We start from the raw sequence: 24,848 nt of genomic DNA on the forward strand, positions 1-24,848 counted from the left end.
TCATTTGGCTTCAGCGGCGCCGGTGGCGTTGAGCTCAGGCTTCGGAGCCGCTGGCCAGAGCGGCGGCGGGGAGCACCTCGGCATAGGAGCCGAAGCTGCTGGCCACCTTGATGTAGCCCTTGCGCAGCCGTTCTCCATCCTGGAGCCGGGCGGCCTCATCGAGCTCGGCGAGGGCGCTCTTGAGCTGGCTGGCCCGCGCGCTGGCTTCGGCGCGGTCGGCAGGCAGCAGCCGCTGGTTGATGTAGAGCATTTCGCGTCCCACTTCCTGCATGGGGCCGTGGATGAGGTTGCGGGTGAAGATCCAGTTCCTCTCATTCACCAGGGACGCCAGTTCGGGCAGCCTGTCCTTGGCGGCGAGGAAGCCTTCGGCCTGCCGTTGGATGATCGCCATGTCGGCGGGGCTGATGCTGGGGGGTTTCCTGGTCTGGCCGCCATCGCAGGCCACCAGTCCGAAGCTGAGGACCACGGCGAGGGCCACGAGGGCCAGCCGCCTCAGCGCCTGACGAAAGGTGGAAACCAGCTGAGCGGCCATGGCGAACTCCGAGGTGAGGGGCGACTGTACGCCGCGCGGGCATGGCTGTCTGCCCTGCTGACGACTGGCCTGGGGAGCGCCGGGCACAATGCCCTTCGAGACAGGCCCCGGTGCCGATGAGCGTGCCCACAGCGATTCTGCAGGTGATCTGCCCCGACCGTCCCGGCCTGGTCAGTGAGCTCTCCAGCTGGGTGGCGGCCAACGGCGGCAACATTCGCCATGCCGATCACCACACCGACGCCGGAGCGGGTCTGTTCCTCAGCCGGATCGAATGGCAGCTGGCCGGCTTCGGGCTGCCGCGGCAGGCGGTGACCGCGGCGGTGAACGCCCTGGTGGAGCGGCTCGGCGGGGAGGGTCAGCTTCATTTCTCCGACGCCACAGTGCGGGTGGCGATCTTCGTGAGCAAACAGGACCACTGCCTGGTGGATCTGCTCTGGCGGACCCGGGCCGGCGAGTTGCCGATGCAGGTGCCGCTGGTGATCTCCAACCATCCCGATCTGCGCCCGCTGGCCGAGGATTTCGGCGCCAGCTTCATGCATGTGCCCGTTCAGAGCTCCTCCAAGGCCGAGGCCGAGCGGACGCAGTTGCAGCTGCTCGATGAGCATGGCATCGAGCTGGTGGTGCTGGCGAAGTACATGCAGGTGCTCAGCCCTGACTTCCTGGCGCGCTTTTCCTCGGTGATCAACATCCACCACTCCTTCCTGCCCGCCTTCAAAGGGGCTCAGCCCTACCACCGGGCCTGGGAGCGGGGCGTGAAACTGATCGGGGCCACCGCGCACTACGTGACCGAGGATCTCGATGGCGGACCGATCATCGAGCAGGCCACCGTTCCCGTCAGCCACCGGGATGAAGTGGAGGACCTGATCCGCAAGGGCCGGGACATGGAGCGGCTGGCCCTGGCCCGGGCCCTGCGCCTGCACCTGCGGCGTCAGGTGATGGTCTACAGGGGTCGCACCGCCGTGTTCTCGTGACGCAGGCGTGCCTCCGCCGACTCGATGCTGCGCGGCCCCCGGGCGCCTCGCTCCTGGGCTGGCGCTGCTTTCAGCTGGGGTTGCTGTTGCTGGCGAGTTCGGCTTTGTTAGCAGGCGTGCTGTTGCTGGCTGCCCTGATCCTCGGCTGCCGAGGGCGCCGTCCCTGGCTGCAGGATCGGGTCAACCAGGTGCTGCTGCTGGTGTCGGCCCTGATGGTGCTGGGCAGTGTCACCGCCTCCAGCGGCTGGCTGGCCTGGGTGGGCCTGGCCAACTGGCTGCCGTTCTTCTGGGCGTTCTGGGGATTTCTGCCCTACCTGGCCACGGCGCCAGCCCGGCGCCGCGTGGCGCTGTGGCTGGTGGCCGGCACCGTGCCGGTGATCCTCACCGGCCTGGGGCAACTGTTCTGGGGCTGGAGTGGACCGTTCCAGGTCCTGGGGGGGGCGATCATCTGGCATCTCAAGGCCGGTGGCAATCCGCCCGGGCGCTTGGCCGGACTGTTCGACTACGCCAACATCGCCGGGGCCTGGCTGGCACTGGTCTGGCCTTTCGCCCTGGCGGCCCTGCTGCAGCGGGCCCAGTCATGGCGCGGCCGCCTGCCGGCCTTGCTGATCACGGTGAGCCTGGTGGTCGCCATGGCCCTCACCGACTCCCGCAACGCCTGGGGTGCCCTGGTGCTGGCGCTTCCCCTGGTGGCGGGGCCGGCCCGCTGGATCTGGCTTCTGCCCCTGCTTGTGTTGCTGCTCATCCCCGTGGGCCTGGCCAGCCTGCCCGGGGTGCCGCTGACGTTGCAGCAGCAGGCCCGCGCCCTGGTTCCCGCTGTGATCTGGGAGCGGCTCAGTGATCTGGAATTCGCCGGCCGCCGGCCGCTGGCCATCACCCGGGTCAACCAGTGGGGTGTGGCCCTGCAGCTGGTGGCGGAACGCCCCTGGCTCGGCTGGGGTGCCGCCGCCTTCAGCGTGATCTATCCCCTGCGCACGGCAGGCATCTGGCACGGCCATCCCCACAACCTTCCGATCGATCTGGCGGTCAGCCACGGCGCCCTGGTGGCCGTGCTGCTGGTGGGACTGGTGCTGGTGCTGCAGATTCAGGCGGCCCGCCTCGGCATGGCCAGCGGCGCTTTGTTCGAGCGGGCCTGGTGGGCGTCCTTCCTGGTGTTGATGGCGCTTCACGCCACCGATATCCCCCTCTACGACAGCCGCATCAACATCGCAGGCTGGGTGCTGCTCTGCGGGCTGCGCGCCTACACGCTCGGCCCGGAGCCCCTTCCTCAGACCTGAGCGAAGGCTTCCTGGCGGTGCCGGACCAGGGTGGCCTTGGTCAGGGGGCCCTCCAGGTGATCCCAGGGCAGCACCCGTTCAGGATCCCAGGTCCGATGGACTGTCTCGTGCCATGGGGGCAGCGGGGCCAGATCATCCGCGCCCTGATCAAGCACCTCGCGGTAGGCGGTCTTCCATCCCCCCTGGCTGCCGTGGCGGCCCCGTACGGCCATGATCACGGCGGCCAGGCGCCGATCGCTGCGGGAGAGCAGGGCCTGGATCACGCTCCAGCCATAGCTTTCAGGACGCAGAGCGATGCCTTTGGGCTGCAGGCGGCGCGCCAGCCGCTTCAGGCGCTTCTCCGCCTCGGGCCGCACCGGCTCCCACTGGAATGGGGTGTGGGCCTTGGGCACGAAGCTGCTCACCCCCAGGCTCAGCCGCAGCCCGGGGGTGGCCGTCTTGAGCGCCAGCAGCAGATCGGCGGTGGCTTCGATGTCCTCGTCGTCCTCAGTCGGCAGGCCGGCCATGCCGTAGAGCTTCAGGCCCGTGAGCCCCCCCTCTTTCGCGTAGCGAGCCGCCGCGAAGATCTCGTCTCTGCTGAGCTTCTTGTTCACCACCTCGCGCAGGCGCTCGCTGCCGCTCTCAATGGCGATCGTGAGCGATTTGCTGCCCCTCCGCGCCAGGATCCGGGCCAGTTGGGGGGTCACCGTGGCAGCCCGCACCGAGCTGACGCTCACCCGGGTGCCGTCGAAGCGGTCCTGGTCGAGCCAGGTCAGCAGGTCGTCGAACTGGGGGTGCTGGGTGACCGAGGCCCCCAGCAGGCCCAGGCGCCTGGTGGCGGTCAACCCCTTTTCCACCGCCGGGATCAGGCCGTCGTCGAGGGAAGGTGTGCGGAAGGGCAGCGTGAGGTAGCTGGCCAGACAGAAGCGGCAGAGCTCGGGGCAGCTGCGGACCACCTCCACCATATGGATCGAGGGCCAGGCCGCCTCCGGGGTGATCACCGTGGAGTGGCTGAGGGTGTTCCCCCGCCAGGTCTGCTTGGCCACCGTGGCCGGGATGTCCGTGTCGATGGGCTCGATGCTCAACAGCCGGCCATCGGAGCCGTAGCGAGGGACGTAGAGCGCCGGCACGTACACCCCCGGCACCTGGGCAAGGGCCCGCAGCCGCTCGGCTCGCGGGGCGTTCCTGTGGGCGATCACCGCCTCCACGAAGTCGGGCAGCAAGCGTTCGCCATCGCCCAGCAGCACGGCATCGAAGAAAGGTGCCAGCGGCTCGGGGTTGGCGGTGAGCACCGGCCCTCCTCCGAACACGATCGGGTCCTCCTCCCCCCGCTCCCGGCTCCAGAGCGGAATGTGCTGCTGCTCCAGCAGGTCCAGCAGCACCGGCCCGTCCAGTTCCCAGCTGAGCGAGAGTCCGAACAGGTCGCAGCGGCGGTGGGCGGGGTCACCCCGGTCGGTGAACAGCCTGCGCACGTCGAGGTCGGTCCGCTGCGCCAGGCTGGCCCAGACCACCTGAAAGCCCAGGCTGGTGATGCCCACCGAGTAGGTGCTGGGGAAGGCCAGTACTGTCCGCAGGGCATCCGCCTGCGGCTGGGCCGGCTCGAACAGCAGGGTCTCCTGATCCAGGGGAAGGCCGGCAGTGCAGTGTCACCAGGGTGTCACCCCCGGGGGGTGGCCGTTGCTCCGGCTGGCTGCCGGCTGATGGGCTGGTGGCTGTTCAGTTGGTTTTGAGCCCTTTCAGCAGGGTCATCAGGCCGGAGATGGCGGCTCCGCCAGTCTCGGCGGTGGGAGGTGTCGCGCCCCCGAAGGTGCTGATCACCTGCTGGGCGGCGGCCTCGATGGCCGGCCACTTGTCGCCGGCCAGGGGCTGGATCAGGGGCGCCACCTTGCTGTAGACCCCCTCGAACCCACCCATGGTGGCCACGGCGGCCTGGATGTCGCCGGCCTTGATCTGGCCATCACCCTTCCTGAGGATGTCGAGCAGGGGGGCGAGCGCAGGGCTGAGCGCTGTTCCGGAGGCATCACCGGCCGCCTGCTTGGCGGCCTCCCCCATGCCGTCCCCGGCCTGCTTCATGCCCTCCTGGGCGCCCTGGCAGCCCGTGAGCAGCAGGGAGACCGCCAGGGCCCCGCTCCAGGTGGTGCGGATCAGATCTCGAGGGGTGTTCATCAGCCACGGGCGAACGGACCTCAAGGTATGCAGCTGAACCCGATGCGCCCGTCGACGGGGGGTTTTGTAATCCTGGCTACCAAGGTGCGGGCGGTTTCAGCGCGGATCAGAGCTGTCGGGGCCTGAGTGGCACCGACAGCACAGGCAGCCCACCGACCCCCTGACCGGAGGGAGTCCGGGGCGGCTCGTGGGGAATCAGCCGCTGGAAGATCGACTGGCGATGCAGCAGCCGGGCGATCACGAGGCTGCCCAGGCTGGCCACCAGCACGGGCTTGAGCAGCAGCAGGTCCTTGGTGAGGGCGAAGGTCAGGAAGGTGGCTGTCATCGGCGTGCGCGCGCAGGCGGTCATGAAGGCCGCCATGCCCGCGAAGATCGAGGTGTTGGGCGCGATCAGCCCCAGCTGCTCCAGCACCCCGGCGGCCGCCAGGCCCAGGGCTCCCCCGAGGGTGAGCATCGGGGCAAACAGCCCGCCTGGGGTGCCGGCGGCAGCGGCCAGCCCCGTGCTCAGGAACAGCACCAGAAAGATGGCCAGGGCTTTGCTGATGTCCAGATCGCCTTCCGCCACCGCCTGGCGGATGCCGGCACGGTTGATGAAATCCACCGGGAGCAGGGCGTCGACCACCCCCAGCACCACTCCGGCGGCCGCCATGGCTCCCGCCAGAGGGATGGCCCGCTGGCGGCGCCAGTTGTGCAGCCTGACCACGAAGCGGCAGTAGGCCTCCGCGCCCAGCGCCACCAGGGCCCCGAGCCCGAACAGCACCACCAGGTCGAGGGGCAACACCTCCACGTAGGTGCTGACCTGCCGCTCCAGGGCGAAGCCCCGGCCCAGGCTCCAGCCCGCGGTCGGCATGCCGATCCCCGCCAGACCGAGCAGATCCGTCCAGGTGTCGGCCCAGAAGGTGGTGACCAGCACCAGCAGCATCACCACCGGACGGGCCCCCTGCAGCAGCTCTTCGATCGTGTAGAAGAAGCCGCCGATCGGGGCGTTGAACACCGCGGCGATGCCGGCGCCGCCGCCGGCGGCCACGATCATGCGCAGGAAGGCGTTGGGCGCCTTGAGCAGGCGGGCCATCACCCAGCCCACGGAGCTGCCCATCTGGACCGAGGGCCCGGAAGGGCCGAGCGGGAAGCCACTGCCGATCGCCACGATCCCCGCCACCAGTTTCACCACGGCCACCTCGAAACCCATCGGGATCGGGCGCCGCAGCAGGAACTGCATCACCTGGGGAATGCCCGAGCCCTGGGCCGCGGGAGCGCCGATCTGCACCAGCAGGCCGGCGATCAGGCCGCCGCCACCACTGATCGCAGGCAGCAGCAGCCAGTCGGGCCCGAGCGCGAGCATCCTGATGCGCAGGCGTCCCAGGCCATCAAGGCCCACCTTGAAGAGCAGGGCCGCACTGGCGGCCCCCAGACCGGTGATCACCAGGGCCAGGATCACCTTCAGCCAGTGCTCCTCCAGCATCCGGCGGATCGTGGAGGTGGTCAGCCGCTCCTTCTGGGGCTTGACGAGCGCGGTGGCGTGACGCTCCGTGCTCAGGGTCACACTTCCGCCAGCACCTTCGCCTCCTCCTCGCTGCTCACGATCCGGCCCTGGTCCTCGAAGCCCTCGATCTGATCGAAGTTGAGGTAGCGGTAGAGCTGGTCCGAGAGGGGATCGATCTTCGCCGCGGCGATCTCCAGATACTCGGCCGGGGTGGGAATGCGGCCCAGCAGGGCGCAGACCGCCGCCAGCTCCGCGCTGCCCAGGTACACCTGGGCGCCATTGCCCAGGCGGTTGTTGAAATTGCGCGTGCTGGTGGAGAACACGGTGGTGTTGTCGTCGACACGGGCCTGGTTGCCCATGCAGAGCGAGCAGCCGGGCAGCTCCAGGCGCGCCTCAGCCCCCTCGAAGATCCTGTAATAGCCCTCCGACTTGAGCATCTCCTCATCCATGCGGGTGGGAGGACACACCCAGAGTTTGGCCTGGCTGGTGCCGGCGCCGTCGAGCACGGTGGCGGCGGCGCGGTAGTGGCCGATGTTGGTCATGCAGGAGCCGATGAACACCTCATCGATCCGGTCCCCCGCCACCTCGCTGAGCAGCTTGACGTTGTCGGGATCGTTGGGGCAGGCCAGCACGGGTTCCTTCAGCTCGTCGAGGTTGATCTCGATCACCTCGGCGTAGGCAGCGTCGGCATCGGCGGCCATCAGCTGGGGATCGGCCAGCCAGGCCTCCATCGCCTGGATCCGCCGGGCCATCGTCCGCTCGTCGTGGTAGCCACGGGCAATCAGGTTTCTGAGCAGCGCCACATTGCTGCGCAGGTATTCGGCCACCGTGGCCTCGCTCAACTTGATCGTGCAGCCGGCACAGGAACGCTCGGCAGTGGCATCGGTGAGCTCGAACGCCTGTTCCAGCTTGAGGTCGGGCAGGCCCTCGATCTCCATGATCCGTCCCGAGAAGACGTTCTTCTTGTTGGCTTTCTCCACCGTGAGCAGGCCCTTCTGGATCGCCACGTAAGGAATGGCGTTCACCACGTCTCGCAGGGTGACGCCGGGCTGCAGGGAACCGGAGAAACGCACCAGCACCGATTCGGGCATGTCGAGCGGCATGGCGCCGATGGCCGCCGAGAAGGCCACGAGGCCCGAGCCCGCCGGAAAGGAGATGCCCAGGGGGAAGCGGGTGTGACTGTCACCGCCCGTGCCCACGGTGTCGGGCAGAAGCATGCGGTTGAGCCAGCTGTGGATGATGCCGTCGCCGGGGCGCAGGGCCACGCCGCCGCGGGAGCTGATGAAATCGGGCAGCTCGGCGTGGGTCTTGAGGTCCACCGGCTTGGGGTAGGCGGCGGTGTGGCAGAAGCTCTGCATCACCAGGTCGGCGGAGAAGCCCAGGCAGGCCAGCTCCTTCATTTCGTCGCGGGTCATCGGCCCGGTGGTGTCCTGGGAGCCCACGGTGGTCATCAGCGGCTCGCAGCTGGTGCCGGGGCGCACCCCCGGCAGGCCGCAGGCTTTGCCCACCATCTTCTGGGCCAGGGTGAAACCCTTGCCGGTGTCGGCCGGAGCTGCCGGGCGGACGAAAACGTCCGAGGGAGCCAGGCCCAGCTGGGTCCGCACCTTGTCGGTGAGGGAGCGCCCGATCAGCAACGGGATGCGACCGCCGGCGCGCACCTCATCGGCGATGGTGCTGGGCTTGAGCGCGAAGCGGGCCACCACCTCACCGGCGTTCGGCTCGCCTGCGGCCCGCTCGATCGTGCCGGCGAAGGGGCGGATCGTGATCACATCGCCGCTGTTGAGGGTCGAGACGTCGCATTCAATCGGCAGCGCGCCGGAATCCTCGGCGGTGTTGAAGAAGATCGGCGCGATCTTGCCGCCCAGGATCACCCCACCGGCGCGCTTGTTGGGCACATGGGGAATGTCGGTGCCGGTGTGCCAGAGCACGGAGTTGATCGCCGACTTGCGCGAGCTGCCGGTGCCGACCACATCGCCCACGTAGGCGACGGGGTGGCCCTTGGCCTTGAGCTGCTCGATCAATTCCAGCCCGCCCGGCATCCGGGTCTCCAGCATCGCCATGGCATGCAGGGGGATGTCGGGGCGGGTGGTGGCGTGGGTGGCGGGGGAGAGGTCGTCGGTGTTGGTTTCACCGTCCACCTTGAAGACCGTGACGGTGATCGCCGCCGGCAGCTCGGGCTTGGCGGTGAACCATTCAGCGGCGGCCCAGCTGTCGACCACCTGTTTCGCCATCGGGTTGGTGGCCGCCAGCTCCAGCACGTCGTGGTATGCGTCGTAGACGAGCAGGGTGCGGCTGAGGCCCACGGCCGCCTCGACCGCGATGGCGGCGTCGGTGTGGCTGAGCAGGGTGATCAGGGCGCCGACGTTGTAGCCGCCGATCATGGTGGCCAGCAGCCTGGTGGCCTCGATCGGGCTGACCAGGGGGCTCCGGGCGTGGTTCTGGGCAATGGCGCTCAACCAGCTGGCCTTGACGTAGGCGGCCTCATCGACTCCTGGCGGAATACGCTCGCTCAGCAGCTCGAGAAGAAACGACTCCTCGCCAGCTGGAGGCTGCTCCAGCAGCTGGGTGAGGGCCTGGACTTCGGGGGCGGTGAGGGGGAGCGCCGGTACGCCCAGGGCCGCACGCTCCCTCTGGGCCTGGCGGTGGCTGGCCAGCAGGTCGGTGACACTCTCTGAAGCGGGCATGGTGAAACGTCGGGTTTGACATCATTCTTTCGGGCCGCGGGCCGCTCCTCGGTCACCGTCGCTGCCAAAGATCCAGCCCGGGGAGTCTCTAGGGTGTGAGATTGGCCCACGGTTCACGACCGCTCCCGGCATGCTCACCACCTCCGACCTCCACATCGTGGAGACACGGCCGCTGGTGGCTCCGGCGGTGCTGCATCGCGAACTGCCCCTGAGCCAGACGGCTGCCCGCACCGTGCTCGACGCCCGTGAGCGGATCAAGGCGATCCTGCACGGACAGGACTCCCGCCTGCTTGTCATTGTGGGCCCCTGCTCAGTCCACGACGTGGAGGCAGCCCGGGCCTATGCCGAGGCCATCGCCGAGGTGCGTCACCGCCACCGGGATCAGCTGGAGGTGGTGATGCGGGTGTACTTCGAGAAGCCCCGCACCACCGTGGGCTGGAAGGGCCTGATCAACGATCCGCACCTCGACAACAGCTACGACATCAACACCGGCCTGCGGCTGGCGCGAGGCCTGCTGCTGCACCTGGCCGAGATGGGACTGCCGGCTGCCACCGAGCTGCTGGATCCGGTGGTGCCCCAGTACATCGCCGATCTGATCGGCTGGACGGCGATCGGAGCCCGCACCACCGAGAGCCAGACCCATCGGGAGATGGCCTCGGGCCTCTCGATGCCGATCGGCTTCAAGAACGGCACCGACGGCAGCGCCGTCACCGCCATCCATGCCATGCAGGCCGCCTCCAAGCCCCATCATTTCCTGGGCATCAGCCAGATGGGCCATGCCGCGATCGTGTCCACCACGGGCAACCCCGATGGTCACCTCGTGCTGCGCGGCGGCAAGGGAGGCACCAATTACCACGCCGAGGCGATCGACGCGGCAGCGTCCGCTCTGGAGCAGGAGGGTCTCCCGGCCCGGCTGATGGTCGACTGCAGCCATGGCAATTCCAACAAGGACTACCGGCGTCAGGGCGAGGTGCTCGCCGAGGTGGCCCGGCAGGTGCGGGGCGGCTCTCGCCACGTGATGGGGGTGATGATCGAGAGCCACCTGGTGGCCGGCAATCAGAAGATCCCCTCCGATCTCAGCCAGCTCACCTACGGACAGAGCATCACCGATGCCTGCATCGACCTCGAGACCACCCGGGAGGTGCTCGATGGACTGGCTGCAGCGGTGAGCGAGGCCCAGGCCGCCAGCCTGGCACCGGTCTGATTGGATTAGTTCTGGCACTCCCAGAGTGAGACTGCCAGGCTGATGCTTTTGCGACAGGATGTTCCTGTTGAACAGTTGATTCTGGTCGGCGCACTAAGTTGCGCTTCTTGAGGCATCCGGTGATGCATCAGGAGGTGACTCAATGACCTATCTCCTGCAATTCTGCGGCCTGAGCGAGCCCCTTCAGCTCTTTTATCTCGAGCAGAGTGGGGCTTCCAGGGAGCTGCAGGGGCCTGTCTTTGCGGGCTTTCGACCCTTCCAGCTCGATGATCTGCTCGGCTGGGCTCTCGGTTCCGCCCGTCAGCGGGGCTGGGATCCCGAGGGCATTCAGGCCACGGTGCTTCAGGCCTGGATGGAGCGCGCTGAGGTGATCCGCCAATGGCAGCTGCGCCTCAAGGCTGAGCCGCATGATCGCCTGGTGGTGGCGGGCCTGGGCACCCCCAGCGACTGGCAACACCGCTGTGAGGGCATGCTCAGGGCCTGAACGACAGCCAGTTCCAGAGCAGGCCCGTGGCCACGGGCACGGTGAGGTTGTCGAGCCCGAGCACGGCGATCTGTTCCAGCATGGTGGCCGCCAGGCTGATCAGCACCAGGGCGCCTGGGCCTGGGCCCGCGCCCCCCAGCAAGCGCAACAGCAGGAGCACCACCAGCGCCGTGCCGGCCATCGCGGCCGTGCCCACCACCGACTTCCGTTGGCCCAGGATCAGCCAGCTCGGTGAGGGGATCGAGGGGCCCAGCAAGCCGGCCAGACCATCCCCCCAGGCCATCACCAGCACTCCCGCCACCAGGGCCTGGGGCTGGGAGGGCCAGAACAGGGCCAGCAGCGCCGTGATGGCGGCGCCGTAGGCCACGGTGCCGTAGCTGTGGCGCCCCACGTCCTCGATGGCCGGCAGCAGGCGATAGCGGTGGTTGAGGGCCGCCAGCAGGGTGACCAGGGTCGCCGCTGCCAGGGCGAGGCGGCGATCGACGGCCACGGCCCAGGCGATCAGCACCACGGGCCCGGTGCCGATATGCAGCACCTTGCGGCTCCATTCGGGTTGCCCAGGCCAGCGCCGGCGTGCCGCCAAGGCCAGGCCGACCACCAGGGCCAGCCAGAGCAGCACCAGAGCCACCCCCATCAACGGTTCGATCCCGGAGGACGAGGTCCAGCGTGGCAGCCGCTCCGGTTCAGGCGGCCTGCTGCAGGTTGCTCATCAGCCGCAGTTTCATGATCGCCTTGGCTTCCAGCTGGCGCACGCGCTCGCGCGAGACATTGATCTTGCGTCCGATCTCCGCCAGGGTGAGGGGCTCCTTGCCTTCCAGGCCGAAGCGCAACCGCAGGATTTCCTGCTCCCGCTCATTGAGCTGGGAGAGCCAGGCGCCCAGGTGCTCCTTCTGGATCGAGCGGTCCATGTGGTCCATGGGCTCGGTGCTGGCCGGATCAGCGATCAGCTCACCGAGGGTGCTGCGGTCTTCCTCGCCCCTGGCATGGGCATCGAGGGAGGCGCAGGGGGCGCTCTGGGAGATCAGATCCTCCAGATCCTTGATGTCCATGCCCATGGCGTGCGACAGCTCCAGCCGGTTGGGCTGGCGGCCGAAGCGGTGGGAAAGCTCCCGGGTGATGCGCCGCATCTTGGAGAGCTTTTCACTCACATGAATCGGCAGACGAATCGTGCGGGCGCTGTTGTCGATGGCACGCGTCATGCCCTGGCGGATCCACCAGTAGGCGTAGGTGGAGAATTTGTAGCCCATGGCCGGATCGAACTTGTCGACCGCACGCTCCAGACCGATCGCCCCTTCCTGAACAAGGTCGAGCAGTTCCAGGCCCTGGTTCTGATACTTCTTCGCGACGCTCACCACAAGGCGAAGATTGGCGGCCATCATCCGCTCTCGAGCCCGTCCACCCATGCGGATCTGATGGCGCTGGCGAGGGGTGAGGCTGGCATCAGGCAACTCAAGCAGGCGCTTCATCGCCTGCACATGGTGAGCGAGCTCGATTTCTTCCGCTGCCGTGAGAAGCGGGACGCGCCCGATGTTGCTCAGATACCAGCCAATGGAGTCGGCGCTGAGCCGACCGCCGCCGGTCTTGGGCTGCACCCCCCGAGCCGTTGACTTCGCACCCTTGGGAGCGAGACCTGTGGCAGGGGTGGATTGCAGAGGTGTCCCCATCACCCCAGCCTCCGGATGAGTTGTGCGCGGAACATAGCAGGGTCCGGAGGTTGACTGCAGCAGGAATCCGAAAAATCCTTGAAGAAGACGATCAACTTTTCTTCATTGAGTTATCCATGATGCCGATTTCCAGGTCGTGTAGCGATGCTTACCAGACTTGGAACACATGAGTCGCAGCGCCTCAGGCCGGCGCCGTCAGCCCCGTGCGCCACTGCTTGATCAGGTCGAGCTGGGCGCTGTGGGGTTCACCGCTCGGGTGGCGCTGGACGAAGCTGCCGTCGCTCTGCATGTCCCAGGCGGCACAGTCGTCGTTCTGGTAAACATCCAGCAAGCGCTCCAGCTGGCCCCGCAGCTGGGGGCTCTTGATCGGGGTGATCGCCTCGACGCGGCGGTCGAGGTTGCGCGGCATCCAATCGGCACTGCCGATGTACATCTCCGCCTCGCCACCATTGGAGAACCAGAACATCCGGGAGTGCTCGAGAAAGCGCCCGATGATGCTGATCACGCGGATCGTCTCACTCACTCCGGGAACGCCGGGCCGGAGGCAGCACATGCCTCGGATCACCAGCTCGATCACCACTCCGGCCTGGGAGGCTTCATAGAGCAGGGCGATGATCGACGGATCCACCAGAGAATTCATCTTGGCGCGGATGTGCCCGCCCCTGCCGTCGCGGGCGTGGGCGATCTCCCGCTTGATCAGCGCCTCCATTCCCTTGCGCAGGGTGACCGGAGCCACCAGCAGACTGCGGAAGCTCTGCTGCTTCGAGAAGCCGGTCAGGTAGTTGAACAGCTCCACCAGATCCTGGCCCAGCTCCGGCTGGGCCGAGAGCAGGCCAAGGTCGGTGTAGAGGCTGGATGTCTTGGAGTTGTAGTTGCCGGTGCCGATGTGCACGTAACTGCGCAGGCGCTCCTTTTCCTTGCGCACCACCAGCATGATCTTGGTGTGGGTTTTGAGGCCCAGCACGCCATAGACCACATGAACGCCCGAGTGCTCCAGCTGGCGGGCCCACTGGATGTTGTTGTCCTCGTCGAAGCGGGCCTTGAGCTCCACGAGGGCCATCACCTGCTTGCCGTTCTCGGCGGCGCGGATCAGGGCCGCAATGATCGGCGAATCCTTGGAGGTGCGGTAGAGGGTCATCTTGATGGCCAGCACCGAGGGGTCGTCGGCGGCCTGGTTGATGAACTCCTCCACCGAGGTGGCGAAGAGGTCGTAGGGGTGATGGAGCAGCACATCGTTGCGGCGGATCGCCGCGAAGATGCTCTCGAACTCCTCCGCCTTGATCGAGCCATCCCCCAGGCGGCTCTTCTGGGCCCGCACCAGGGCAGCGGCGGTGCGGCCCTGGTGGGGCTTGTCCTTGAGCTGGGGCAGGGGGATCGCCAGCAGGTGCATCAGGTCGTCGAGACCCAGGGGGCCATTCACCCGGTAGAGATCCGCAGGATCCACGGCGGTGCCGTCCATCAGCAGCTCGATCACCTCGGCGGGCATCTCATCAGCCACCTCCAGCCGCACCACTTCGCCGCCGCGGCGACGTTTGCGCAGGCCCTCCTGCAGGGCCTCCATCAGGTCGTCGGCCTCGAGATCCCGCAACTCCAGGTCGGCATCGCGGGTGATCCGGAAGAAGTAATGCCCCTCGATCGTCATGCCGGGGAAGAGGAGCTGCAGGTTGAAGGCCACCACCTGCTCCAGGGGCACCACGGTGTAGACGGGGGATGGCTTGCGAGTGCAAAGTTCGGTGGGAATCTCCACGAAGCGCGGCAGGGTCTTGGTGGGGACCTTCACCCGGGCGAACTGCTGCTGACCGGTGTCGGGGTCGCGGATCAGGGCCGCCACGTTCAGGCTGAGGTTGCTCATGAACGGGAAGGGATGGGCCGGGTCCACCGCCAGGGGGGTGAGCACGGGAAAGATGGCGGTCTGGAAGTAGGTGTTGACCCAGGTCTTCTGCTGCTTGTTCAGGCGCTGATAGTCGATCAGCTGAACGCCCTGATCGAACAGGGCCTGTTTGAGCTCAAGCCGGTAGTGGTCCTGTTGCTGCTTCAGCAGAGGACGCAACTTCAGCTGGATGGCGTCCAGTTGCTGCCGTGGGGTGAGGCCGTCGTCGCTGAGGGTGGAGAGGCCAGCCTCCAGTTGCGATTTCAGGGACGCCACCCTGACCATGAAGAACTCATCGAGGTTGTTGCTGAAGATGGCGCTGAATTTGGCCTGCTCCAGCAGGGGGGTGGCGGGATCGAGGGCCTGCGCCAGCACGCGGCTGTTGAAGTCGATCCAGCTCAGCTCGCGGTTGATGTAGAGCTCCGGTGCCACTGCGGGGTCATTCATCACCGGATCCATCGCTGGGGCTGCAGGGGGGAAGGTAGCAATCAAGGATTGGAACGCACTGTGTCGGGGTTGCTGGCCGAAGGACGGCGGAGAGCCCCTCCTCCCCCTCAGCTCACCAGCAGGGCCACCAGCAGGAACAGGGCGATGCCGGCCCAGAACGGGCTGGTTTTCCCCACCAGGTCATAGGCCAGCCCAGCCAGGGGAGGGCCGATGAAACTGCCCAGGCTCTGCAGGCCCTGCAGGCTGCCCAGGGCTGCCCCCTGGCCGCTGTCATCCAGCCGGCGGGACACCTGGCTGCGCAGGCAGGGGGTGACCAGCCCGGTGCCACAGGCCAGCAGGGCCAGGGCGGTGAACACCACCGGCAGGGCATTGGCGGTGGTGGCCAGGGGAATCAGCAGACAGCCCACCACCACCAGGCCAAGGCCGGCCAGGCTGAGACGGCCCTCGCCGAAGCGTTGCACCAGCGGGCCGATCAGGCCTCCCTGCACCACCGTGGCCACCACGCCCACCACCAGGAAGGCCATCGCCGCCAGTTCCGGCCCCCAGCTGAAGACCTGCTTGAAATAGAGCACCAGCACGGCGGTGAAGCCGTTGAAGCCCAGAAAGAAGAGAAAGAAGGCCAGGCTGAGGCGCCGCACCCGGGGATTGCGGAACACCCGCATCAACTGGGTGACCGGGTTGAGCTCACGCTTGCGGGGCAGTTCCAGCCGCGCCTCCGGCGGATGGGTTTCCGGCAGCACTGTGAGCACCAGCAGCAGGTTCACCGCTGCCACCGCCACCGCCAGCAGCAACGGCAGGGTCACGTTCACCCCTGCCAGCAGACCTCCGAGGGCCGGCCCGAGGATGAAGCCGAGCCCGAAGGCCACGCCGATCAGCCCGAAGGCCTTGGCCCGCTTCTCCGGAGGGCTGATGTCGGCCAGCACGGCGCCGGCCGTGGCGGCGGTGCCGCCGCTGACCCCATCGATCAGCCGTGCTGTGAACAGCAGCGGCAGGGGCCAGGCGCTGGCCGGCGGCCAGGGCACGGCCAGGGTGAGGGCGAAACCGCCCAGGCCCAGCACCGAACCGGCCACGCAGCCGGCGATCACCGGTTTGCGCCCGAACCGGTCACTGAGGGCGCCGATCAGAGGAGTGAACAGGAACTGGGCCAGGGCATAGCTCCCCGCCAGCAGTCCCAGGGTGCGCCCGTCGCTGGTGAGGCTCGCCAGCAGGAAGGGCAGCAGGGGGAAGACGATGCTTTCGCTGAGGCGGTCGTTCAGCAGCGTCAGGAAGATGCAGAACCGCGTGGAGGGGCGCGACCAGCCCATGGCGGCGACCCGCGACAGCCTTTTACCTTCCCATGGGTGGCCGACAGATCCGATCGCCTGCCCCACCGGTACCTCTGGGGTGGACTGCCTGAGCCGACCCATTCGTCACCAGCCGCCCTGGCCCGAGCCCGCCTGCCTGCAGGCGCTGATTCCCGCGCGCAACGAGGCCGCCACGATCGCGGCGGTGATCCAGGAGCTGCATGGCCAGGGCCTGGTGCGGATCCGTGTGGTCGACAACGGCAGCGGTGACGGCACGGCCGAGGTGGCCAGCGCCGCCGGGGCCGAGGTGCTGAGCGAAGAGCGGCCGGGCTATGGCCGGGCCTGCTGGCGTGGGCTGGGCGGGCTCTCGCCCGGAGTTCGCTGGATCCTGTTCTGCGATGGGGATGGCAGCGACGATCTGGCGGCGTTGCCCAGGCTGCTGGCGGCGGCGACGGATGCGGATCTGGTGCTGGGCAACCGCCTGGCCGGCGCCGAGGGGCGGCGGGCGATGACTCCGTTGCAACGGTTCGGGAACCGGCTGGTCACCCGCCTGATTCAGCTGGGCTGGGGTCACCGCTACAACGATCTCGGCCCGATGCGCCTGATCCGCCGCGACTGCCTTGAAGCTCTCGCCCTGAGGGATCGCGGCTTCGGCTGGACGCTCGAAATGCAGGTGCGGGCTGTTGAGCAGGGCTGCCGCATCCTGGAAGTGCCGGTGGGCTATCGGCCACGCCAGGGGGGGCGCTCCAAGATCTCCGGCTCCTTGCTGGGCAGCCTCCGGGCCGGACAGGTGATTCTGCGCACCCTCGGGGGCCTGTACCTCGCCCGGATTCCGCGCCGCTTCGCCCGATGATGCCTCCGGTCCGCCACCACCACCTGTGGCGTCTCTGCGCCCTGCTGCTGGTGGGTGGAGCCGCCTGGATGGCGCCCCATGGCCAGCTCAGTGACTGGCCGACCCTGCAGGCGTTCTGGCTGGCGGTGGCCGTGATGGGTCTGGGCTTTGCGCTCTCCTGGCGCCTCGAGGCGCTGCCGGCTGCCTGGTTCTGGGGGGTGGCGATCGCCACCCGGCTGCTGCTGCTGCCGATGGAGCCGGGGGACGATGTCTGGCGTTACCTCTGGGAAGGCACGATCCAGCAGCACGGGTTCAATCCCTACGAGCTGGCGCCCGACGCCGGCGCGCTGCAAGGCCTGCGGACCCCCTGGTGGGGGCAGATCAACCACCCGGCGGTGACGGCCATCTATCCGCCCCTGACGCAGCTCGGCTTTCGTCTGCTCACCCTGGTGCCCGCCCAGGTGCTGCTGTTCAAGCTGGCTTTTCTGGCCTGCGATCTGGGCATCTGCGCGCTGCTGAGCCGGCGGTTCGGGGCTGCGGCCGCGTTGCTCTGGGCCTGGAACCCCCTGGTGATCTACAGCTTCAGCGGGGGCGCCCACTACGACAGCTGGTTTCTGCTGCCGCTGGTGGCGGCCTGGTTCCTGCTCGACCGCCCAGCAGAGCCGGGATCAGGTTCCGGATCAGCACCCGATGGCCGCTGGGCCCTGGCCGCCCTGCTGATCGGAGTGAGCGTGGCGATCAAATGGGTCTCGCTGCCCCTGCTGGCCTACCCCTGCTGGCGGGCGCTGCGCCGTGGCCGAAGGCTGCTCGCGCTGGGACTCGCCCTGCTGGGGCTTCTGCCCCTTGGCCTGGGATCGCTGGCCTACTGCGATTCGATCCGCTGCCCCCTGATCCCGACGGGATCGGCCTTCGTGGCCCATGCCCGCAGCTCCGAATTCGTCCCCCATCTGCTGGCGGGGCTCTGGCCGGCCAGTGCGGGGAGCAACGCCATCCACCTGCTGCCCCTGCTGGTGGCGGTGGCCGTGCTGATGGGGCGCTGCCGCCGCTTCGGGGGATTCGCCCAGGCCTACTGGTTCGCCCTGCTGGCGCTTTCGCCGATCGTTCACCTCTGGTACTTCAGCTGGATCGTCCCCTTTGCCGTGCCCACGGCGAACTGGGGCGTGCGGCTGGTGAGCCTGAGCGGCTTCATCTACTTCGTGCTGCTGCACCGGAATCCCCACTGGAACCTGCTGGAGATCGAGCGGGCCCTGATCTGGATCCCCTTCGTGGCGGGCTTCGCCATCACCCAGTTGCGGAGCTTCGGCCGTCAGCCCCCTGATCTCTCCACACCGTCCGTGCCATGACCCCCCTCAGACTGTTCCTGCTCGCCGGTATGACCACTGGCCTGGTGGGTTGCTCCCTGCCCTTCGCCCTGCCGGGCTCTGACGCGCCGATGACGGCGGCCCGGAAAGCCGCTGCCGCTCGGCCCTACTCCAGCGAGGCCTACGCGCGGGTGCTGCAGGAGCACGTGAACGACCAAGGTCTGGTGGATTACCAGGCCCTGCAGCGCCAGCCGGCTGATCTGCAGGGCTACGTGGCAGCGATCGGGGCCGTTCCCCAGGAGCGCTACGACTCCTGGAGCGACGAGGAGCAGATCGCCTTCCTGCTCAATGCCTACAACGCCATCACCCTGGCCTCGATCATCCAGGAGACACCGCTGAAGGCCAGCATCAAGGACATCTGGGGCGTGTGGAATCTGCGACGTCACCAGGTGGTGGGCCAGCCGCGCACGCTGGATGCGATCGAGCACCAGATCCTGCGCAGGGAGTTCAACGAACCACGCATCCATGCGGCGCTGGTGTGTGCGGCCGTCAGCTGCCCGCCCCTGCGCCGGGAGCCCTACGAAGCCTCCCGCCTGGACCGGCAACTGGATGATCAGGTGCGGCGCTGGCTGGGAGGTCCCCATGGCTTCCGGATCGATCGTGCCGGGGAGCGGGTGCTGATTTCAGCGATCTTCCGCTGGTTCGGCGAGGACTGGCGTCGGGCCGATCCATCGGCCGCGAAGGTTCCAGGCCAAGAGAACGACAGCGCGGTGCTGGCCTTCATCGGTGCCTACGCCAGCCCTGAGGACCGTGCCTACCTGGCCCAGGGCGGCTATGCCCTGGGCACCCTCGACTACGACTGGTCGCTCAATCGCCAGTGAAGGCCACCTGGGCGCCAGTCCTCAACAGCAGGAGGACGAGCCGGCCTCCACGGGCTGACCACCGGCGGTGAAGGGCATCTCGCTGCCGCAGCCCGGGAACAGGCCGAAGTGGGCACTGGAGTCGGCGCCGATGAAGCTGAAATGGGGGGCGAGCCGGCTCTGGTGGAGCATCCGGAAGGTGTTGCCGCAGACGGGAAACACCCGGCCCGCTTCGAGGCTGTGGTGCTTGTCGAAGTCGAGGCGGTGGGGGTGGCCTGGGATCGTGCCCCGGTAGATCACGGCCTGGCCGTGGTCCTCGCAGGCGTCCTCCAGGTCGTCGATCCGGAACAGCCGGTAGGTGGCGGAGAAGAAGCGCACCTCCCCGGTGCGCTGGGCCAGCTCAGGATCGGTGATCTCCAGAGAGCGGTCGTTCACCAGGCGCGGATCGGCGAAGCCCGCCTGGCGGGCCAGGCGCAGGAAATCGTTCCAGTAGAGGGCGCCACTGAGGCATTCGCCGTAGAGCACCGGGTCACACTGCAGGGCCTTCGGCACCCGCCGATCGGCGTAGACATCGGCGAAGAAGAACTCACCACCGGGCCTCAGCAACCGCCGCACACCCCGCAGCACCGCCAGCTTGTCGGTGGAGAGGTTGACCACGCAGTTTGAGATCACCACATCGAAGCTTCCGGGCTGCAGGTCAAGTTGATCGAGCTGCTCGATGTAGCCGGTCAGAAAGCGGACGTTGTCGTAGCCGAAGCACGCGGCGTGAAAGGCGCGGTGGGCTTCGGCCACCGCCAGCTGCTCCGCCGTCATGTCGACCCCCACCACCCTGCCACTGGGCCCCACCAGCTGGGCGAGCAGGTAGGCGTCGCGGCCGCTGCCGCAGCCCAGATCCAGCACCCGTGCCCCCTCCAGCAGCGGCGGGCAGACCAGGCCACAGCCGTAGTAGCGGGAGAGCACCTCGGGATGGAGGCGGCTGAGCAGGGGCTTGAGGGCGGCAGGCAAGGCGCTGGCATCACAGCAGGCGCTGGTGCGCAGATCGGCGCTGCTGGTGAGGGTGCTGCCGTAATAGCTCTGCACGGCCTCGCGCACGCCGGGGCTCGATGGTGAAGCGGTCATCGCGAAACGGAAAGGGACGGGGTGGAGCGGGTTAATGGGCCCGGCGTGGTCAATGGCCCCGGCGCCAGGTGTGAAAGCGTTGCAGCAGGGCCAGCGTGCGCTGGGGGGCGTGGGCCCGTTTCCAGGCCCCGGCGGCGTACTTGTTGGCTTCCGAGAAGGTGGGGTAAGCGTGGATGGTGGAGAGGATCTTGCCGAGTCCGAGGCGCCAGCGCATCGCCAGCACGAACTCGGCGAGCAGTTCACCGGCCTGCTCGCCCACGATGGTCACCCCCAGCAGGCGGTCGCTGCCAGGGGCGGTGAGCACCTTCACGAAACCGGTTTCGGCGCTCTCGACGATCGCCCGATCGAGCTCATGGAGCGGGAATCGGGTCACCTCCACCGCCACCCCCTGGCGGGAGGCCTCGCTTTCGCTGAGCCCCACGCTCGCCAGCTCCGGATCGGTGAAGGTGGTGCGCGGAATCACCCGTCCGTCAACGCGGAAGCGTCGAAAGTCGCCGAAGAGCGCGTTGACGGCGGCGTACCAGGCCTGGTGGGCGGCGGTGTGGGTGAACTGCCAGGGACCGGCCACGTCGCCGGCGGCATAGATGTTGGGAAACAGGGTCTGCAGGGAGGCGTTGGTTTCGATCGTGCGGCCTGTGGGGATGCCGAGCTCCTCGAGGCCATAGCCCTCCAGGCGGGCGCGCCGGCCGATCGCGCAGAGCACCTGATCACAGAGCAGCTCGGTGGGCTCAGGCCCTTCCGGGCCGTCGGTCTCGATCAGCACCGCCGTTGCCGCCGCCACGCCTTCCGCCGCCGGGCGCAGCTCGAAGCCCCGCACCGTGCAACCCGTGAGCACCTGCACGCCATCGGCCTCCAGGGCCTGGCGCACCACCGCCGCGGCGTCGGGGTCTTCGCGACTGAGCAACCGTGGCCCCCGCTGCAGCAGGGTGACCCGGACCCCCAGCCGGGCCATGGCCTGGGAGAGTTCACAGCCGATCGGACCGCCGCCCATCACCACGATCCGCGGTGAGGCCAGGGGGCAGTCGCGCAGGGCCTGCCACACCGTTTCACTGGTGAGCAGGCCGACTGCCCCGGCCCCCGGGAGATCCGGCAGCACGGGGCTGGCGCCGGTGGCCAGCACGATCGCCGGAGCCGTGAGTCGTTGCTCGAGGCCATCGCGTGTGGTGATCGCCACGGTCCAGGGGTCGATCAGGCGGCCATGGCCGCGCAGCACCTCAACCCCCAGCCCCTCGTAGCGCTCGACGCTGTCGTGGGGGGCCACCTCCGCCACCTTGGCGAACACCCGCTCCAGCACCACCTGCAGCGACACCTGGGGCTCGTGGGGCTCGAGGCCGTAGCGATCGGCCTGGCGCATGCGCGCCGCCTGGCGGGCCGTGGCGATCAGGGCCTTGCTGGGCACGCAGCCGGTGTTGAGGCAGTCGCCGCCCATGCGCTCGGCCTCGATCAGGGTCACCTTGGCCTTCACGGCTGCGGCGATGTAGGCGGTGACCAGGCCTGCTGCCCCGGCGCCGATCACGATCAGGTTGCGATCGAAGCGGGCCGGCCTGGTCCAGGGGCGGTAGAGCCGCCAGACCTTCCAGCGCTCCAGCGCCAGACGCGCGATCCAGGGGAAGACCCCCAGCAGCGCCAGCGACAGCAGCAGCGGCGGCGTGAGAATGCCCTCGAGGCTGCGCAACTGCGCCAGCTGGGTGCCGGCGTTCACGTACACGAGGGTGCCCGGCAACATGCCGAGCTGGCTGGTGAGATAGAAGGAGATCGTGCGGATCGGGGTCAGCCCCATCACCACGTTCACCAGGAAGAAGGGAAACACGGGCACCAGGCGCAGGCTGAGCAGGTAGAGCACCCCATCGCGGCGCAGCCCCTCCTCGATCGGGGCCAGGCGCGCGCCGAAGCGCTTCAGCATCGGCTCCCGCAGGAGGGTGCGCGCCAGCAGGAAGGCGATGGTGGCGCCGGCGCTGGAGGCGAACGACACCAGCAGGGTGCCGAGCCCCAGCCCGAAGATCGCCCCACCCGCCAGGGTCATCACCGCCGCTCCGGGCAGGGAGAGCCCGGTGACCACCACGTAGGCCAGCCCGTAGAGGGCCGCGGCCCCGAAGGGGGCCCGCTCGCGCCAGGCCAGCAGGCTGCCGTGGGCCTCGCGCAGGGCCTCGAGGCTGAGCTTCCCGGGTAGATCCAGCAGGAAGAACAGGGCCACCAGCCCCACCACGGCCAGCAGCAGCAGCCAGCGTCTGGAGGATGCGCCGCTTGGTCCGCGGCGAAGGGGATTTCGTGTCATGCCGCCAGGGCCCCACCGCAGCTGGAGCCGCTGCCGGCGGTGCAGCCGAAGCAGTGCTCCGCCACCTGGATCGGATCACCGGCTGGATCGCGCTGCAGCAGATCGCGCAGATGGGAGCGTTCGCCGCAGCCGCTTTGAGCATCGGCGGCCGGATCGCCAGCGGCCGCCAGCCCCAGTTGCTGGTTGAAATCGCAGTCGTAGAGGAAGCCCTGCCAGTCGACGCTGATCAGCTGGCGGCACATCACCTGGGCCAGGTTGTCGTCGCAGTGGCTGCGGCGCAGCAGCTCCCGATAGCCCTCCAGCTCCCCCTGGGCGCTCAGCACCGCCGCGAAGCGCTGGACCGGCATGTTCGCCAAGGCATAGAGCCGGTTGAACACCACGCCGTGATCGGCCTGCAGCACCCGCCGGTAGTCGGCCTCCAGGGGGCCCTGCTCGGGCGGCAGCACAGCCCCCTGGGGGTTGAACACCAGGTTGAGTTCCAGGCCCGAGCCGGGCCGGCCATAGCCGAGGGCGTTGAGCTGGCGCAGGCCGCTGATGCTGCGCTGGAACACCCCGGAGCCGCGCTGGCGCTCCACGTTGTCCTGGAGGTAGCAGGGCAGCGAGGCCACCACGGTGACCCCCTGACCGGCCAGAAACCCGGCGAGATCCTCCTGGCCAGGTTCCTGCAGGATCGTGAGGTTGCAGCGATCGATCACCTCCACCCCCAGCGCGCGGGCCTGGCGCACCAGCTGCCGGAACTGGGGATGCAGCTCGGGCGCACCGCCGGTGAGGTCGAGGCAGCGCAGACCCCGGGCGGCGAGCACCCGGGGGATCAGCGCCAGGGTGGCGGTCTCCATGCTCTCCGTACGGGTCGGGCCGGCATTCACATGGCAGTGGACGCAGGCCTGGTTGCAGCGGTAGGTGAGGTTCACCTGCAGGGTGTCCAGGCGTCCGCGCCGGAGGGGCGGGAAGGCCTGCCTGGGCTCCAGGCGGTCGCGCCCGGGGGTGGTGAGGCTGGGGGCAGTGGTCACGGTGGGGGGATCAGATCGTGCTGGTGAGAACGCGGCGCCCGGCGGGCTTGGCCCCCAGCGCGTCCATGGATTCGATGCTGACGCTGACGCTGGTGGCCCGGCTGGTGGGGTAGGTGGGGATCGGCATGGCCACATGGCCCTTGCCATCGGGCACGAAGGGAACGCAGCCCACCTCACGTCCGTCGACGCTGGCCCAGAGCCGGTAGGTGGTGTTGGGCGGCGGCGGCGGCAGACCGTCGAGCATCAGCAGGTTGTGGGTGGGATTGCCGGTGACCAGCACCTTGCCGCTGGCGCCGCCCTCGCCGCCCATGGCCTGGAGCGGCAGCTCCCGGCTGGCGGTGGTGAGCGTGCCGCTGATCCCGGCCTGCTGCTGGGCCCGGGCCAGTTGCTGCCGGGTCTGGTGCAGCTGGGTGCCCAGCACCAGCAGACCGAGGCCCATCAGCGCCGGCAACAGCCAGGGGAGGAACGCAGGCCGGTGCGATGGCTGATCCAGCAGACGCTGGCGCAGGCTCTGCGGCGGCATGGCGGCGGCGGGCAGGGCGAGGGGCAGCAGCTCGAGGGTGGTGCTGAAGTCGTCGAGGCGCTGGCGCAGCTCGGGCCTCTGCTGCAAGAGCTCCGCCAGCTGCTGCCGCTCCTGCTCGTCGAGGTCACCGAGGGCATGGCCGGCCAGCAGCATGTCGAGGTCGGCCTCGGCCTCCGGTCCAGGTCCGTGGGGGTGGGTGTCGTGGCGGCTCATGGTTGGAGGCGACTGTCGATCAGCTGGTCACGCAGGCGAATCAGACCCTGACGGGAGCGGGTCTTGACGGTGCCGAGGGGAAGTTGCAGCCGTTCGGCGATGGCCGACTGGCTCAGGCCCTCGTAGTAGGCCATCTCCAGCACCTGCCGCTGGTTGGCGGGGATCGTCTCGAGGGCCGCGCGCACCCGCTGGCAGAGGTCGTCGGCCTCGGCGGCTTCCTGGGGGCTGCGCACGGCTGAGGGAAACAGCTGCGACGACCAGCGTTGCACCAGCTGCCAGCGGTTGCGCCGCTGCTCGATGCGGTTGAACGCCATCGAGCGGGTCATCATCAGCAGGTAGGCCAGCACGGGCCCCCGCCTGGGGTCGTAGCGACCCTTCTGCCAGTAGCGCAGGAAGACGTCGTGGCAGAGGTCCTCCGCCTCCTGGTGCGACTGACTGAGCCGCAGGGCGAGCCGGAACACCGGGGCGCCGCAGGCGTCGTAGAGGCCGGCCAGATCCGGATAGCTCGCCGGGGGGTGGCCCGGGAGCCCGCCCCCTGGGGGTGCGGCGGCGGCGGGCTCGGGGGTGGTCACGCGCAACGGAGAGCCGAACGGGCAGGAACAAGCGGTGTACCGCCGAGGCAGCCGTTCGGATTGCGCAGGGTTGGGGCCATGGTGTGGGGTGCCGGGCAA

21 protein-coding genes are annotated in these 24,848 nt (G+C 68.6%); 7 read left to right on the forward strand and 14 right to left on the reverse strand.

Translation table 11 applies throughout. The annotated features are described in order from the left end of the window. Positions 1-34 precede the first annotated feature (34 nt). Entirely contained in the window at positions 35-532 is a 498-nt protein-coding gene (gene psbQ / locus FPZ61_RS06335; RefSeq protein WP_185474778.1) for a photosystem II protein PsbQ, read from the reverse strand. A 116-nt stretch (positions 533-648) separates the two neighbouring features. Here psbQ and purU point away from each other — a divergent pair, with 116 nt between their 5' ends. Beyond that, on the forward strand, positions 649-1,503 hold the full coding sequence (gene purU / locus FPZ61_RS06340; protein ID WP_185464808.1) for a formyltetrahydrofolate deformylase: 855 nt from the start codon (positions 649-651) through the stop codon (positions 1,501-1,503). Beyond that, entirely contained in the window at positions 1,500-2,780 is a 1,281-nt protein-coding gene (locus FPZ61_RS06345) for an O-antigen ligase family protein (RefSeq protein ID WP_185464809.1), read from the forward strand. The genes purU and FPZ61_RS06345 overlap by 4 nt, the downstream gene beginning before the upstream one ends. Here the strand turns inward: FPZ61_RS06345 and FPZ61_RS06350 are convergent. From FPZ61_RS06350 to acnB, 4 genes are all read right to left on the reverse strand, one after another. Further along, positions 2,771-4,384, reverse strand: a complete 1,614-nt coding sequence (locus FPZ61_RS06350) for a radical SAM protein (RefSeq protein WP_185464919.1) — start codon at positions 4,382-4,384, stop codon at positions 2,771-2,773. The genes FPZ61_RS06345 and FPZ61_RS06350 overlap by 10 nt on opposite strands. Before the next feature lie 91 nt (positions 4,385-4,475). Then, entirely contained in the window at positions 4,476-4,925 is a 450-nt protein-coding gene (locus FPZ61_RS06355) for a hypothetical protein (protein ID WP_185464810.1), read from the reverse strand. A gap of 106 nt (positions 4,926-5,031) precedes the next feature. Next, a complete protein-coding gene (locus FPZ61_RS06360; protein ID WP_370593344.1) occupies positions 5,032-6,468 on the reverse strand; it encodes a ClC family H(+)/Cl(-) exchange transporter in 1,437 nt (478 codons plus the stop codon). Further along, positions 6,465-9,092: a bifunctional aconitate hydratase 2/2-methylisocitrate dehydratase gene (gene acnB / locus FPZ61_RS06365; protein ID WP_185464811.1), complete on the reverse strand. Its 2,628-nt coding sequence runs from the start codon at positions 9,090-9,092 to the stop codon at positions 6,465-6,467. The genes FPZ61_RS06360 and acnB overlap by 4 nt, the downstream gene beginning before the upstream one ends. Positions 9,093-9,222: 130 nt before the next feature. Between acnB and FPZ61_RS06370 the strand changes: the two genes are divergently transcribed. Both FPZ61_RS06370 and FPZ61_RS06375 read left to right on the forward strand, forming a co-directional pair. After that, a complete protein-coding gene (locus FPZ61_RS06370) occupies positions 9,223-10,296 on the forward strand; it encodes a 3-deoxy-7-phosphoheptulonate synthase (RefSeq protein WP_185464812.1) in 1,074 nt (357 codons plus the stop codon). A gap of 142 nt (positions 10,297-10,438) precedes the next feature. Beyond that, on the forward strand, positions 10,439-10,780 hold the full coding sequence (locus FPZ61_RS06375; RefSeq protein ID WP_185464813.1) for a hypothetical protein: 342 nt from the start codon (positions 10,439-10,441) through the stop codon (positions 10,778-10,780). Here FPZ61_RS06375 and FPZ61_RS06380 read toward each other — a convergent pair. The 4 genes from FPZ61_RS06380 to FPZ61_RS06395 form a co-directional block, all read right to left on the reverse strand. Continuing rightward, positions 10,770-11,414, reverse strand: coding sequence for a diacylglycerol/polyprenol kinase family protein (locus tag FPZ61_RS06380; RefSeq protein ID WP_185464814.1), 645 nt, complete (start codon positions 11,412-11,414; stop codon positions 10,770-10,772). The genes FPZ61_RS06375 and FPZ61_RS06380 overlap by 11 nt on opposite strands. Positions 11,415-11,463: 49 nt before the next feature. Then, positions 11,464-12,444 carry an RpoD/SigA family RNA polymerase sigma factor gene (locus tag FPZ61_RS06385; protein ID WP_255441424.1) on the reverse strand — a complete coding sequence of 327 codons (981 nt, stop codon included), beginning with the start codon at positions 12,442-12,444 and terminating at the stop codon, positions 11,464-11,466. Positions 12,445-12,625: 181 nt separating this feature from the next. Further along, positions 12,626-14,761, reverse strand: coding sequence for a polyphosphate kinase 1 (ppk1, locus tag FPZ61_RS06390; RefSeq protein ID WP_185464815.1), 2,136 nt, complete (start codon positions 14,759-14,761; stop codon positions 12,626-12,628). A gap of 107 nt (positions 14,762-14,868) precedes the next feature. Beyond that, complete coding sequence (locus tag FPZ61_RS06395) at positions 14,869-16,065, reverse strand: MFS transporter (RefSeq protein WP_185464816.1); 1,197 nt, start codon at positions 16,063-16,065, stop codon at positions 14,869-14,871. Here FPZ61_RS06395 and FPZ61_RS06400 point away from each other — a divergent pair. The 3 genes from FPZ61_RS06400 to FPZ61_RS06410 are packed head-to-tail and all read left to right on the forward strand — an operon-like array spanning position 16,064 to position 19,058. Continuing rightward, positions 16,064-16,897: a glycosyltransferase family 2 protein gene (locus FPZ61_RS06400; RefSeq protein ID WP_185464817.1), complete on the forward strand. Its 834-nt coding sequence runs from the start codon at positions 16,064-16,066 to the stop codon at positions 16,895-16,897. The genes FPZ61_RS06395 and FPZ61_RS06400 overlap by 2 nt on opposite strands. Next, positions 16,897-18,219: a hypothetical protein gene (locus FPZ61_RS06405; protein WP_255441425.1), complete on the forward strand. Its 1,323-nt coding sequence runs from the start codon at positions 16,897-16,899 to the stop codon at positions 18,217-18,219. Before FPZ61_RS06400 ends, FPZ61_RS06405 begins: the two co-directional genes overlap by 1 nt. After that, positions 18,216-19,058, forward strand: coding sequence for a DUF547 domain-containing protein (locus FPZ61_RS06410; RefSeq protein ID WP_185464819.1), 843 nt, complete (start codon positions 18,216-18,218; stop codon positions 19,056-19,058). Before FPZ61_RS06405 ends, FPZ61_RS06410 begins: the two co-directional genes overlap by 4 nt. Before the next feature lie 21 nt (positions 19,059-19,079). On the opposite strand, the gene FPZ61_RS06415 is transcribed toward FPZ61_RS06410, so the two are convergent. From FPZ61_RS06415 to FPZ61_RS06435, 5 genes are read right to left on the reverse strand one after another with little or no spacing between them, the layout of a single operon-like run. After that, positions 19,080-20,156: a methyltransferase domain-containing protein gene (locus tag FPZ61_RS06415; RefSeq protein WP_221629824.1), complete on the reverse strand. Its 1,077-nt coding sequence runs from the start codon at positions 20,154-20,156 to the stop codon at positions 19,080-19,082. Between the two features lie 49 nt (positions 20,157-20,205). Next, positions 20,206-22,431, reverse strand: coding sequence for an FAD-dependent oxidoreductase (locus FPZ61_RS06420; RefSeq protein ID WP_185464820.1), 2,226 nt, complete (start codon positions 22,429-22,431; stop codon positions 20,206-20,208). Next, on the reverse strand, positions 22,428-23,441 hold the full coding sequence (arsS, locus tag FPZ61_RS06425; RefSeq protein WP_185464821.1) for an arsenosugar biosynthesis radical SAM (seleno)protein ArsS: 1,014 nt from the start codon (positions 23,439-23,441) through the stop codon (positions 22,428-22,430). Before arsS ends, FPZ61_RS06420 begins: the two co-directional genes overlap by 4 nt. Positions 23,442-23,451: 10 nt before the next feature. Continuing rightward, the gene (locus FPZ61_RS06430) at positions 23,452-24,177 is read right to left on the reverse strand and encodes an anti-sigma factor domain-containing protein (RefSeq protein WP_185464822.1); all 726 of its coding nucleotides are present in this window, start codon (positions 24,175-24,177) and stop codon (positions 23,452-23,454) included. Then, on the reverse strand, positions 24,174-24,749 hold the full coding sequence (locus tag FPZ61_RS06435; protein WP_370593348.1) for a sigma-70 family RNA polymerase sigma factor: 576 nt from the start codon (positions 24,747-24,749) through the stop codon (positions 24,174-24,176). The genes FPZ61_RS06430 and FPZ61_RS06435 overlap by 4 nt, the downstream gene beginning before the upstream one ends. Between the last annotated feature and the right edge of the window lie 99 nt (positions 24,750-24,848).

Source organism: Synechococcus sp. BSA11S (assembly GCF_014224355.1).
In the GTDB taxonomy this organism is placed as follows: domain Bacteria; phylum Cyanobacteriota; class Cyanobacteriia; order PCC-6307; family Cyanobiaceae; genus Regnicoccus_A.

Bases quoted from the DNA above. Each gene is read 5' to 3' on its own strand.
- FPZ61_RS06370 (WP_185464812.1), top strand. From the start codon at position 9,223: ATGCTCACCACCTCCGACCTCCACATCGTGGAGACACGGCCGCTGGTG.
- FPZ61_RS06415 (WP_221629824.1), bottom strand. From the start codon at position 20,156: ATGACCGCTTCACCATCGAGCCCCGGCGTGCGCGAGGCCGTGCAGAGC.
- FPZ61_RS06430 (WP_185464822.1), bottom strand. From the start codon at position 24,177: ATGAGCCGCCACGACACCCACCCCCACGGACCTGGACCGGAGGCCGAG.
- FPZ61_RS06395 (WP_185464816.1), bottom strand. From the start codon at position 16,065: ATGGGCTGGTCGCGCCCCTCCACGCGGTTCTGCATCTTCCTGACGCTG.
- purU (WP_185464808.1), top strand. From the start codon at position 649: ATGAGCGTGCCCACAGCGATTCTGCAGGTGATCTGCCCCGACCGTCCC.
- FPZ61_RS06400 (WP_185464817.1), top strand. From the start codon at position 16,064: ATGGCGGCGACCCGCGACAGCCTTTTACCTTCCCATGGGTGGCCGACA.
- FPZ61_RS06420 (WP_185464820.1), bottom strand. From the start codon at position 22,431: ATGACACGAAATCCCCTTCGCCGCGGACCAAGCGGCGCATCCTCCAGA.
- psbQ (WP_185474778.1), bottom strand. From the start codon at position 532: ATGGCCGCTCAGCTGGTTTCCACCTTTCGTCAGGCGCTGAGGCGGCTG.
- FPZ61_RS06385 (WP_255441424.1), bottom strand. From the start codon at position 12,444: ATGGGGACACCTCTGCAATCCACCCCTGCCACAGGTCTCGCTCCCAAG.
- acnB (WP_185464811.1), bottom strand. From the start codon at position 9,092: ATGCCCGCTTCAGAGAGTGTCACCGACCTGCTGGCCAGCCACCGCCAG.
- FPZ61_RS06410 (WP_185464819.1), top strand. From the start codon at position 18,216: ATGACCCCCCTCAGACTGTTCCTGCTCGCCGGTATGACCACTGGCCTG.
- FPZ61_RS06380 (WP_185464814.1), bottom strand. From the start codon at position 11,414: ATGGGGGTGGCTCTGGTGCTGCTCTGGCTGGCCCTGGTGGTCGGCCTG.
- ppk1 (WP_185464815.1), bottom strand. From the start codon at position 14,761: ATGAATGACCCCGCAGTGGCACCGGAGCTCTACATCAACCGCGAGCTG.
- FPZ61_RS06375 (WP_185464813.1), top strand. From the start codon at position 10,439: ATGACCTATCTCCTGCAATTCTGCGGCCTGAGCGAGCCCCTTCAGCTC.
- FPZ61_RS06405 (WP_255441425.1), top strand. From the start codon at position 16,897: ATGCCTCCGGTCCGCCACCACCACCTGTGGCGTCTCTGCGCCCTGCTG.
- FPZ61_RS06355 (WP_185464810.1), bottom strand. From the start codon at position 4,925: ATGAACACCCCTCGAGATCTGATCCGCACCACCTGGAGCGGGGCCCTG.